Origin of the sequence: Luteibacter jiangsuensis, assembly GCF_011742555.1 — a bacterium.
Taxonomy (GTDB): Bacteria; Pseudomonadota; Gammaproteobacteria; order Xanthomonadales; family Rhodanobacteraceae; genus Luteibacter; species Luteibacter jiangsuensis.
In genome coordinates this window covers 52,907-64,715 of the sequence record NZ_JAAQQR010000012.1, presented here as the reverse complement: position 1 = coordinate 64,715, position 11,809 = coordinate 52,907, and the positions used below count along the sequence as shown (strand labels likewise).

Below are 11,809 nucleotides of genomic sequence, written 5' to 3'. Positions count from 1 at the left end.
GACCTCGCCGACGGTCAAGGGAGCGCAACGACATGACGTCACGAACCATGATGCACACTGTGCTGGCTTGTACCCTGCTCTTCTTCGGGTTCAACGTCAGCGTCGCCGCCGACAGGATACCTGCCCGCTCCGACTTCGGTACGACCCAACTCGCGGCGATTCAAGCTCGCTATGACGCCGTGCCCGATGATTGCGGCGGTCCCGACGAACCCGCCTTTCTCTGCTCCACGGTGCTCTTCCGCTTCACAGGCGACGGCGTCGGATACCACGTGTGGAATCCCAGCCCTACGTCCGTGTCCATGGGAGTCGTGTCTTTTGCTTATCTGCGTGCCGATGTCAATTTCGGGGGCACGCCATGGAACGACAGGGACGGACTGATTTTTTCGCCGGCGAAAGCGCTCGACGCCGCCACCATCCACCCCATCATGCTCTGTGCGTTCCCGCTCGAAGCCAACACCTGGAACCGTTCGCAGAAAGGATGCGGTGCCTATGCGAATGGTGCCTACCCAACCGGCCGTCCGTGCCAGGAGCAAGGCATTCAAACGGTGGCGCAATGGATGCAGCACGTGACACAAGCCGGCGCACCGATCTACGCAAAACAATGCGGATTCACCATCGATGGCAGCGCCGACCCGGCCTCCGCCTTCCTCGCCGTGCTGCAGGCCCGCGCGTTGTTACCCGTTGCCGAGTTCAACATATGGAACGAAGTACTTTTGGCGACATGGCCGCAGAACGTCGGCGCGAGCCTTCCCATCGAGGCCTTTTTCTATGTCGTGATCTCCGGCCAGTCGGGTCTCGCCGGCGCGCAGCGCAACCAGCGCGATCTACTCAATACGAGCGGCGTCGCCGTACCCGTTATCAAGATCACTCTGCCCACCACCCTCGGCGGCAAATCGTCCTTTGCCTACACCCCCGCCGACCAGGCCATCGCCTTGCCCACCCTTCCGGCGAGTCTCGATCAATCGCCTTCTGTGGTGCAGGCACCGACGGGGACACTGAGTGCGCAGGACATCCTTACCCGCAAGGACATCGAGGTAAGCGTGCCCGCTCAGTCCGGCCTTCCCGCCGGATCGACCGGTCGCGTGCGCTGGGTGGGAACGCGGGCTTACTACGAAACCCCGGCAAGACCCCTCGCCGCCGATACGCCGACCGTATTCTCGATTCCCCGCGGCAGCGTGCTCGCCACCCTTGGCCAATCCGTCGACGTGTCCTTCGTCGCGACCGACAAGACCCTGGCGGAGGAGCGCACCTCGCGCGTACTCACCATCGCGGTCGGTGCCGCCGATGGCACCTTGCCGCCGGCCGAACTCGCCGCCGACCGCAGCTACGCCAGGATCGACTATCCCGGCATGCTCAGTACCGACCAGATCTGGGTGAGCTACGAAGGCAGGAGTGTCAACGACACGCCGTACCCCAGGAAGACCGCCGCCTTCAACGCCGGGCTTCTTCCCTCCTGGCTGGGTGCACCCGACCAGGTTTACTACTGGGTCAAACGCGGCACCCAGCTCCTCGTCTCGCCCGTGCTGTCGCCTACCCATGCACCCTGGCCGATCGTGCGCGACGCCGCGAACGGCTGGCTCGACTTTGCCGCGCTCACCAGCGATCCGGCGGTCACCGTGGCGCCCTGGGACGGCATCGCCACGGGGCAGTCGGTATGGCTGGATGCCTTGGCTTACTTCCCCGACGGCACCGAGCAACGTGCACGCCTGATCGACGGCGCCATCGTCGACGATGCGATGGTCGAGCAAGGCCTACACGCCACCGTGTCCCGCGACTGGCTGCGTCGCCTGCCCGACGGCAGTGCCGTCTTCCTGCGCGCGCTCGCCGGCAGCGATCTCGCCCAGGCCCGTGCCTTCCCGGTGACCCGGCTGACCTTGCGCAACGCACCCGGGCCGATCGTGACCAAGCCGCTACCGCAGGTTGTCGACGCGCAGGCCGACGGCGCCGCCCTTCCTGTCGACGGGTTGCTCTCACGCTCCGCCTTTACCGGCACAGCGCAGGTTCGCGTCGCGCCGTGGCCCGGCATGGCCCTCGGCCAACGCGTCTGGCTTCGCGTGCACGGCCGCAAGCCCGACGGCAGCGAAGCGGTCATCGGCCTGGCCAGCAATGAAGCCACCGTCGCCGCCGACCTCACCAATGGCCTGATCCGGCCCGTGCCGCTCGCTCAGCTCGATGCCCTGGCAGACCGATCGCCACTCACGGTCGAGCTGAAGGTCGGCTTCGAGAAACTCGCCGACGAAACGCGTGCCTTGCGCTTCCCGGTCAATCACATGGCCTTTGGGAAATGACGGGCAAGCAGAACGCGGGCAAACACGGAGCGAAACGACATGAAGTCACGTGCACTCAAGCCGTTATTCCTTGCCGCTACCTTGTTCGTCGTCGACCTGAGCGCGAATGCGGGCTCTATCGATCAGGCGCCCTCGGTGCCGGTGGCGTCCTCGGGCACGCTGTATCTCCGGGACATCCTCGCCCGTCCCGACGTCGAGGTGGTTGTACCGCCGCTGTCCGATCGAGTGGACGGCCTTGCGGTGGCCCGACACCTCACGGAACGCTATGCCGACACACGGGATGACTGCGGCGCGGAGGATCGTCCCGCGTTTCTCTGTTCCGGCGTTCTTTTCAGGGCGACGGTACCGGGGCCCTACCACACGTGGAATCCGAACCCGTCGAGCAGCAAGGGCACCGTATCGTTTTCGTGGCTGCGGCAGGACGCCAAGTTTCGCACCATCTATACGCCCAGGTATTCCAGCGGTTTCATCTTTCTTCCCTCTGCCGATGCCGAGCAGCACGGCTACCACCCGATGGAAATCGTATGCGTCTATCCGCTCGATGCGACTACCGATGCCCGCAGCGATCTTGGATGCGGTCCCCATCCAGCGTCCCATCCCACCTATACGCGTCCTTGCGCCGAACAGGGCATCACCACCGGCGAAGCATGGGTCGCACGCTATCGAAGCGGAGGCTACATCTGCAGCTTCGACGTGCGCATTGGAACCTCCCATTCCGCTACGACTTTCCGACAGATGGGCGCGGCGATGGCACTGCTTCCTGAGAGGTTCCAGACGAACAAGCCCGGCAGCTACACCGACGAACTACTGGTTCGCACCTGGCCGCAAGACATCCATACCACCATACCGATCGAGGCATTTTTCTATCAGGCCGGCACGGCGAACGGACCAGCCAACGCGAAGGTGGACCAGCGCGATTTCTACCAGAGTGCCGGTCGCTGGGTGCCGATCATCCGCATGACGATGCCGACAACCGAAGCGGAGGATGCCCGGTTCGATTACCTGCCCGAAGACCAGGCGGTGCCCCTCCCCCCTGTGGCGGCTCGCATCCGCTGGAAGAGCGAGCAGTCCCTCTACGAAACCCCGGCCCAGCCGCTCGTCGCGGATAGCCCCACGGCGTTCCATGTCCCTCGTGGCAACGTCCTCGCCGCGTTGGGGCAGCCCGTCCATGTGTCGTTCGTGGTCATCGACGACACGCTCCCACCCGGTAACCACACTTCACCGGCCCTGCCTCTCGACGTCGAAGCTGCCGCAGGAGACTTGCCCCCGCCCGAACTCGCCGCCGACCGCAGCTACGCCAGGATCGGTTATCCCGGCATGCTGAGCAGCGACCAGATATGGGTGGCCTATGAAGGCACCGGCACCCACGACACGCCGTATCCGAAAAAAACGGCTGCGTTCAATGCAGGTATTCCGCCTTCGTGGCTCGGCGCACCGGATCGGATCTATTACTGGGTGAAGCGTGACGGACAGTTCCTTGTTTCGCCGGTAGTCTCCGCCGACAGACCGCAATGAGTCTTTCGCATGGAGACATGCGCGATGGCGACGCCGAGGCTGGGAAAGCAACAAAAAAAAACGGCATGCCGTAGCACGCCGTTTCGGAAATATACGTTGAAGGGTTCCGTCAGATCTTGGCGATGCCTTCGGGGCGCTTGGCGCCGGCGAAGTGCTTGGACCAGTAAGCTTCGTTGAGGCTGTCGACGCGGACGGTCTTGCCGGCCGACGGCGAATGGATGAACTGGCCGTTGTCGATATAGATGCCCACGTGGGAAATGGCCTTGCCACGGGTGCGGAAGAAAACGAGGTCGCCCGTCTTCATTTCGCTGCGCTTGACCTTCAGGCCGGCAAGGAACTGACTGGCCGAATTGGTCGGGAGGTCGAGGCCGATGCTGTGCAGGAACACGTAGCGAACGAAGCCGCTGCAGTCGAAACCGGTGGAGGGCTTGCGGCCGCCGCGGTGATAACGGATGTCGCGGAGCTTCATGGCGAAGGCGAGGAGCGCCTCGCGGGCGTGGCCGTCGACGTGGCCTGCGAGGCGAGCCGTAGCCGCGGCAACGAGGCTGTCACCGTCGTCGTCGCCATCATCGGACAGGGCGACGTTGTCCCCTGCCGTGGCGGATTCGTCGACCTTGGGAGAGGAGAGGGAGGCGAGGTCCGGAATGGCGGACTGAGCCAGCGCCGTAGCGGGCGCGAACACGGGCAGATCGGTGAGGAGCAGCGTTGCCGACTGGTCAAGGGCCTGTGGAGCGGAGACGGTATCGGCGATGGCGGGTGTTACGGAAGCGATACAGCAGGTGGCTAACGCGAGAGCGGTCAGTCGCTTTAAATGCATGAGCGAAAAGGCCTATTCATCGTGGAGTTAAGCCGCCGTGAAGGTGAGACGACCGTGAACGAGCGGTGAAGTTACCAAACCCCCTACGCCTTGTTGTTGGCATAAAGTTAAAAAATGCCATTCCTAGGAAAGATTCAGACCACTCGTATGAAATTACGGCGGGAACGGCGAAAACCTGAACAGGTTTAGGCACTTGCCTTCACATACGTGACGAGGAAAACGGCGGGTACGCGACCTCTAACGCCGAGAATCGGCTCAGGCCTTGTAGGTTCGTGCCCCGAAAATGGCGGAGCCGATACGCACCTCGGTGCTTCCCTCCGCGATCGCCAGCGCGTAGTCCCCGCTCATGCCCATCGACAGGCGATCCACGGCATGGCCCGCGTCGCGGGCCCTGTCTCGCAGGCGATACAGCATCCGGAAACAGGCTCTCACCCGTTCCTCGTCGTCGCTTGCCTCGGCAAGCGTCATCAGGCCGCGCGGCCGCAGGGAGGAAAAGGCCTTGAGTTCATCGAGGAACGGCAGCAGGCGGTCCGGGGCGATGCCGGACTTTGTTTCCTCCGGCGAGGTCTTCACCTGCACCAGCACGTCGATCGCGCGCCCCCGGGCCTGCAGCGCCTTGTCCAGGGCGACCGCCAGTTCCGGGCGGTCGAGCGACTGCACCTCGCTGGCGTGGGCGGCCACCATCTTGGCCTTGTTGGTCTGCAGATGGCCGATCAGCACCCATTCCACGGGCTCGCCGGCGAGGGCCGCGGCCTTCGCCTGCACTTCCTGGGCCTTGTTCTCGCCAAAGCGATGCAGGCCCAGGCCAAGTGCCTCGCGCACGACGTCGGCACCGAACGTCTTGCTGACCGGAAGCAGCGCCACGTCGGCGGGATCGCGACCGGCACGCCGGCAGGCGTCGGCGATGGAGGCCCGAACGGCGGCCAGCCGTTCCGCGAGCGTCCCCGCTTCGGGGTTCATGCCTTGGAGGCTTCCTGGAAATGCCGGGCCACGACGTCGGCCACCACCATGCTCACCCGCTTGCCGGTCGGGATATGCAGGAATTCATTGGGGCCGTGCGCATTCGAATGCGGTCCGAGCACGCCCGTGATGAGGAACTGCGCCTGCGGGAATTTTTCACCGAGCATGCCCATGAACGGGATGCTGCCACCCTCGCCCATGTAGGCCGCGGGCGCGCCGAAATAATGCGCCGAGGCCGTGGCCACCGCCTCTTCGAGCCAGGGCGAGAGAGCCGGCGCATTCCAGCCGCTGCCGTCCTTCTCGAGATCGAAGGTGACCTTCGCACCGTACGGCGGGTCTTTCTCGAGCAGTTGCTTCAGGAATTTGCCGGCCTCGGCACCCGATAACGTCGGCGGCACGCGGAGACTCAGCTTTACGGATGTCTTGGGGCGCAGCACGTTGCCCGCGCTGTCGAGGGAGGGCATGCCGCCGGCGCCCGTGACCGCCAGTTGCGGACGCCACGTGCGATTGAGCACGAGCTCCGCCAGATCCTCGGTAACGGGCTTCATGCCTTCCACGAAGGGGAACTTGTCGTAGATCGCGGTGCCCAGCACCTCCGCCGACCGGCGCGCCTGCTCGATGCGCTGCGCCGGGATGTCGACATAGAGCTCCTTCGGCACGATCCGGCCGGTGGCCGGGTCCTCCAGACGGCTGAGTATGTCGCGCAGGATGCGGAAGCTCGACGGCACCACGCCCGACGCATCGCCCGAGTGGACCCCTTCTTCCAGCACCTGCACGGTGAGATTGCCCCCGGTCATGCCGCGCAGCGAGGTAGTCAGCCACAACTGGTCGTAGTTGCCGCAGCCGGAGTCGAGGCAGACGACGAGCGACGGATTGCCGATGCGGTCGGCCAGGTGGTCCACATAGAACGGCAGATCGTAGCTGCCCGATTCCTCGCAGGCCTCGATCAGGATCACGCAGCGCGCATGCGGCACGCCCTGGTCGCGCAGCGCGAGGAGGGCCGCCAGCGAACCGAAGATGGCGTAGCCGTCGTCGGCACCGCCGCGACCGTAGAGCTTGTCGCCCTTGATCACGGGCGTCCACGGACCGAGGCCCTCGGCCCAGCCTGTCATCTCCGGCTGCTTGTCGAGGTGCCCGTAGAGCAGCACGGCCTGATCCGTGCCCGCGCCCTGCACGCCTTGCGCGGGCACGTCGATGTAGATAAGCGGCGTCCGTCCTTCCAGGCGCACCACTTCGAGGGTGGCGCCGGGAAGCGCGGGCAGCTTCGAACGTGCCCAGGACTCCATCAGCGCCACCGCCTGGTCCATGTATCCGTGCTCGCGCCACTGGCTGTCGAACATCGGCGACTTGTTCGGAATACGGATGTACTCGACCAGCTGCGGGACGATCTCGGCATCCCAGAGACCGCTGACGAAGGAGGAAACGCGAGAAGTATCCATGAGGGGCCAGGCTCGTTCGACAAAGGCCGATTGTAACAGCGACGACGGTGGCGCCCTGGATCATGTCGGAAACCATGGCCACGGTGTGGTGGGAACGACGCACGCGCCGTTCGGGCTCGCGCCGGTTCGCGCGCCCTCCGGCGCACCGCAGAGTGCCCCAGCGCCATCCGGCGCCACCATGAGGAGCACCATCTTGAAACGTCTTGTTATCGCCCTCGCGGGCCTTCTGCTGTCGCCGCTGGCCCTCGCATCGACGCCCGTGAACATCAATACCGCCGACGCCGCCACCCTGGCGCAGTCGCTCGACGGCGTCGGCATGGCCAAGGCCCAGGCCATCGTGGCCTGGCGCGAAGCCAACGGCGCCTTCGAGTCCGCCGACCAACTCGCCGAGGTCAAGGGCATCGGCGCCGCCCTCGTCGACCGTAACCGCGACGCCATCCAGGTGGACGGCGCCAAGCCGGCCAAGAAGGCGAAAAGCCAGCGCAAGCCCAAGGGCAGCGAGGAAGACTGATCGAGTGTCCGCCGCGGGCGGGCCTTCCCACCCGCGGCGAAAGCGCTACACTCGCGCCCAGTGCGGGGCCGCCACGTGTGCCGCCGCATGGAACAGGGGCTTGATGAAGCGATGATCCTGCCGCGTTACCGTATCGCCGACTCCGCCATCCCCGGCGCCGGCAAGGGCCTTTTCGTCGACGAATTCGTGGCGGCCGGACGCATCGTCACGGCGCCCGACCAGATCGATCGCACCTACGGCTGGGCCGAGATCACGGGCTCTCCCGCGCTCGCCGCCGACCTGCACGCCGCGGCGCGCTGGTTCGAAGACCGCTATACCGTGTCGCCGGAATGGCCCGACGAGTGCTATGTGAACCACAGCTTCGATCCGACGGGGCTCTGGCACCTTGGCTTCATCTTCGCCGCCAAAGACCTGCCACAAGGTACTGAAATCACGGTGGATTACCGCCACCTTCTCGCACCGGGCCAGGATGAGAGCTTCCATGACGCGGCCACTGGTGAGAAAATAACCGGCTTGTCCTGGCAGGAAAGCCTCGCGCAAAGCACCCGCGCGCTGGCCCTCCTGCTCGGCTGACACCTGGTCACTTCGATGGCAATAGCAGACATCCCCGTTCTGGAAACACCGCGCCTGCGGCTCACCGCCCTCACCGAACGCCACTTCGACGATTACGCGGCCATGCTCGCGGACGCCGATAGCACGCGCTGGATCGGCGACGGCCAACCGCTCGACCGCATGAACGCATGGCGGTCCATGGCCATGTTGCTGGGCCACTGGGCGCTGCGCGGCTGCGGCATGTGGGCCATCGAGCTGAAGGAAACGGGCGAATTCATCGGCCGCGCCGGCCTCATGAAACCCGAAGGCTGGCCCGACCTCGAACTGGGCTGGATGCTGAAGCCCGAGCACCGCCATCACGGTTACGCCACGGAAGCCGGCGAGGCCATTCTCGACTTTGCCTGGAATCAGATGCACGCACAGCGTGTGATCAGCCTGGTCCGCATCGGCAACGAGGCCTCCGACCACGTCGCTGAGCGCCTTGGCGGCGAACACATCGACAACATCGACTTCCTCGGCGGCGCGACGCACCTGTTCGCGTACTACCCGCCGCACCGCGCCGTGCGCCGCGTCGGCTAAGCCCTAAAGCGCCGGAGCGAAGTCGCTGCGGCGGCGACGGGGATTCGCCGTCGCAAGGCCGGCCAGTGCCAGCAGCCGTGCGGTACGCATCCAGGCGACCACGATCACACCCAGTTGCACGATGAGCATGCCGAGTGGCAGCCCGCTACCGGTGGCGGTCGTATGGCCGCGCCAGAACGCGATCGCCACCAGCAGGACGCCGCCGACCAGCGTGATCGCCAGATAGACGAACAATGTCGCGAGCGGGCGGCGAACGAATTGCATGAAGCCGCGTCCCAGCGCCAGGAACGCGGAGCGAAGCCCGAAGTCGGCAATGAACTGCGCTCGCGCCGATTCCACGATGGCCTGCGCGATGACGAAGGACAGTAGCGCCACGGCCGACGCACCATGCCGGTACCAGTCGGCACTGGAAGCCAGAACGGCGGCGTCAATCCTGTCGTCCGCAAACGACGATGCGCCCAGAGCCGCGGCGACCGAGAGGCCGTACGGAATCAGAGCCAGGAACGACAGGCGCAGCATGCGCCCGTATTGGGCCGCCCCGCCTTGCAGCAGCGCACCGAAGTCCAGGGCGCGATGAGCGCGTCCACCCGCCACGATCATGCCGGCGAGGAACGGCGCGGTGAGCCATGTCAGCAGCATGCCTGCGACGAACGCCATGCCGGTCCAGCCATGATCGTTCCGGAAGGCCGCTATGACGTCGCCGAACATGAGGCCGTCGAAATGCCGGGCCCACGCGTCGGCATGCACGGAATGCCCCAGAAGGTCGTCGAGCACACGCCACACCGGCAGTGCCACCACCATCGTCGGAAGAAGGGTCACGAAGATCCACAGGAGCATAAGGCGCCACTGCAATCCCGCGACGCTGGCGCCACCGATGGCCGCGATGGAGGAGCGTCGTTGACGGGTGTTCATAGCGTCCCCAGGAGCGAATAGAGGCCCTGCAGAAGTGCGGCGATGTCGGCTCCCCAACGTTTCGATGCCGCGTGATTGGCGTCTACCGTTCGGCTGTCGTTGAGCTTGTCGGAATCGAGGTAGATCTTTCGCTCTGGATCGAGTTCGGCCGACGCACCTTTCACCGGTTTCACGAACACGAAGCGCGCCCAGCGGCGGTCGTCGTTCCAACGCACGGATTCCGAGGAGCCGTCGGCAAAGGTGACCTTGAGGGTCTGGGGTACCGGCGAGGCGTCCCGACGCACCGTGACGATCGTCTTCCATGGAAACGGGCCTGTGCCGGGCCCGGCATGCGGATGCGCCTTGTCCCAGGCGTCGCGTTGCTTCCGGATCGCCTCGTCGTTGGCGTCGGTGGTGACTTCCTCGCGACGGCCGTCCTTGATGCGCGTGCCGGCGAGCGGCAACACCTCTTCGCTCACGATGTCGCCGACGCTGTCGTCGATGCGTTCGGTGCCGTAGACATATCGATCGAACACCTGCGCCACCACCTCCGGCTTGCCGGAGACATCGGCGAGCGTGGCCTGCAGATCGCCCGTCCCCGGATGACGGAAGTGCCAGTTCGCGTAGTACTGGCGGAAGGCCTTTTCGGTCACGCCTTTCCCGAGGCGCTCTTCCAGATCGTGCATGGCCGTGGCCGTGCGCGAGTAGACGGTGCCGTAGTCGGCGCTCGACAGGCGGTCCCAGGCGTTCTCGCCCAGCGGATCGGACGGATGGCGCAATCGCGCGACCATGCGCTCCAGCTCGAACGCATCGAGTGGCGGCTCCACGCCGAAAAACTGCCAGAGCGGCCTGGTGAGGTACACCTTCTGCCCGCGTTCGCGCAGCATGCGGTCGTCCCAGTACTCGTTCAGGCCCTCGTCGAGCATGGGCTCCTCGAACTCGTTGGACGCGAGCAGGCCGTAGAAGTAGCCGTGCCCGAACTCGTGGATGGTGACGAAATCCAGCAGGTACTCGTCCAGCGTTTTCGGCTTTATCTCGCGAAAGCTGTCGGCCGTGAAGAACGTGGGGTATTCCATGCCGCCCGCCTCCGCCGCGTTGAACGGGGGCACGACGGCCGTGAGTGTCTTGTACGGATACGGGCCGAGGGTCTGGGAGAAGTATGCCAGCGAGTCGAGCGACGCCTTGAGCACCGGCTTCGCGCTGGCTTCGTATTCGGGCGGATAGACCACCCGCACCTTGACCTTGGGGCTCCCCGGCCCCGTGTATTCGCCGTCCAGCGTCCGGTATCCCGGCGCGGCCATCCAGGCGAAGTCGTGCACGTCGCCCTGGATGAAATGCCAGGTCAGATCCTGGCCTTCCTGCACGGGAGCGCCCTGCTGTTCGCCGACGGCGGCCACGACGTAATCCTTCGGTGCACTCAGCCGCACGTCGTACTCGCCGAAGTCGGCGTAGAACTCGCTGTTGAAGTGGAACTCGTGAACGTTCCAGCGTGGCTCGGTGGCCCCACGCTCACCTGCCAGTTCCAATACGCCGATCTTCGGGAACCACTGGCCCACCAGGTGGAACTTGCCGACGTAGCCCGTGCGCAGGATCACGCGTGGCAACTGGCTGTGGAAGCTCATGTCCAGCGTGACGCTGCCGCCCGCCGGCACCGGCTGAGCGAGGTCCACGCGCACGACGGTATGGTCCGTTTCCGGTCCACCGTCCGGATGCACGTAGCGCCATGCCAGCGTGGCACCATCTTGCTCGACATGGCCGAGGTCGATGTAACCCCATTCGCCCTTCTTGACCGGCGCGATGCCGCGCGATCCACCATGCGCGGCCAACAGGCGGCGCTCGGTGAAGAAGGTGCTGCCTTCGCCCTCGAAGGCATTGAGGTACAGATGCAGGAATACCGCCGAAACCGGCCGGTCGCTGCGGTTGCGCCAGGTCAGCTGCTGCCTGCCATCGACGGTGTGCTTGTCCGGGTCCAGCCGGGCCTGGATGCGGTAGGACACCACACGATCGGAAAGGGTGGCTTCGTTCCCCGAACGGGGTCCGCCCCACGCTTGCGGTGCGCTCGGCGTGCGAACGAAGGCCGCATGGGCCGAGGCGAAGGGAATCTCCGCCGGGGGCGCTACGCTGACAGGAGCCGCCGTGGTGGAAGCCGCGGCCGGTAGCTGCCCTGGGGGCACCTGGGCCGATACGCCACCGGCAAACAGGAGCGCGCCTGCAACGGTCCAACGAACGATTCTGGCTGCCTCGCGGCGCATCGATC

General features: G+C 65.4%; 10 protein-coding genes. 5 read left to right on the top strand and 5 right to left on the bottom strand.

Translation table 11 applies throughout. The annotated features are described in order from the left end of the window. Positions 1-32 precede the first annotated feature (32 nt). Positions 33-2,288 (top strand): hypothetical protein, encoded by a 2,256-nt coding sequence (locus tag HBF26_RS18565; RefSeq protein ID WP_167129583.1) that lies wholly within the window; start codon positions 33-35, stop codon positions 2,286-2,288. A 39-nt stretch (positions 2,289-2,327) separates the two neighbouring features. Then, the gene (locus HBF26_RS18560) at positions 2,328-3,803 is read left to right on the top strand and encodes a hypothetical protein (RefSeq protein ID WP_167129581.1); all 1,476 of its coding nucleotides are present in this window, start codon (positions 2,328-2,330) and stop codon (positions 3,801-3,803) included. A 109-nt stretch (positions 3,804-3,912) separates the two neighbouring features. Here the strand turns inward: HBF26_RS18560 and HBF26_RS18555 are convergent, their stop codons facing one another. From HBF26_RS18555 to HBF26_RS18545, 3 genes are all read right to left on the bottom strand, one after another. After that, positions 3,913-4,620, bottom strand: a complete 708-nt coding sequence (locus HBF26_RS18555) for a C40 family peptidase (protein WP_167129580.1) — start codon at positions 4,618-4,620, stop codon at positions 3,913-3,915. A 255-nt stretch (positions 4,621-4,875) separates the two neighbouring features. Further along, a complete protein-coding gene (locus HBF26_RS18550; protein WP_167129578.1) occupies positions 4,876-5,580 on the bottom strand; it encodes a YggS family pyridoxal phosphate-dependent enzyme in 705 nt (234 codons plus the stop codon). Then, on the bottom strand, positions 5,577-7,019 hold the full coding sequence (locus tag HBF26_RS18545) for a M20 family metallopeptidase (RefSeq protein ID WP_167129576.1): 1,443 nt from the start codon (positions 7,017-7,019) through the stop codon (positions 5,577-5,579). The genes HBF26_RS18550 and HBF26_RS18545 overlap by 4 nt, the downstream gene beginning before the upstream one ends. Positions 7,020-7,212: 193 nt before the next feature. Here HBF26_RS18545 and HBF26_RS18540 point away from each other — a divergent pair, with 193 nt between their 5' ends. From HBF26_RS18540 to HBF26_RS18530, 3 genes are all read left to right on the top strand, one after another. Continuing rightward, positions 7,213-7,530: a ComEA family DNA-binding protein gene (locus HBF26_RS18540; protein WP_240151422.1), complete on the top strand. Its 318-nt coding sequence runs from the start codon at positions 7,213-7,215 to the stop codon at positions 7,528-7,530. Positions 7,531-7,641: 111 nt separating this feature from the next. Then, positions 7,642-8,103 (top strand): SET domain-containing protein, encoded by a 462-nt coding sequence (locus HBF26_RS18535; RefSeq protein ID WP_167129678.1) that lies wholly within the window; start codon positions 7,642-7,644, stop codon positions 8,101-8,103. 21 nt (positions 8,104-8,124) lie between these two features. Then, positions 8,125-8,661, top strand: a complete 537-nt coding sequence (locus HBF26_RS18530; RefSeq protein WP_167023051.1) for a GNAT family N-acetyltransferase — start codon at positions 8,125-8,127, stop codon at positions 8,659-8,661. A gap of 3 nt (positions 8,662-8,664) precedes the next feature. Here HBF26_RS18530 and HBF26_RS18525 read toward each other — a convergent pair whose 3' ends face one another. Further along, positions 8,665-9,573, bottom strand: a complete 909-nt coding sequence (locus tag HBF26_RS18525) for a hypothetical protein (protein ID WP_167129572.1) — start codon at positions 9,571-9,573, stop codon at positions 8,665-8,667. Continuing rightward, positions 9,570-11,804: a M1 family metallopeptidase gene (locus HBF26_RS18520; RefSeq protein WP_240151421.1), complete on the bottom strand. Its 2,235-nt coding sequence runs from the start codon at positions 11,802-11,804 to the stop codon at positions 9,570-9,572. The genes HBF26_RS18525 and HBF26_RS18520 overlap by 4 nt, the downstream gene beginning before the upstream one ends. Between the last annotated feature and the right edge of the window lie 5 nt (positions 11,805-11,809).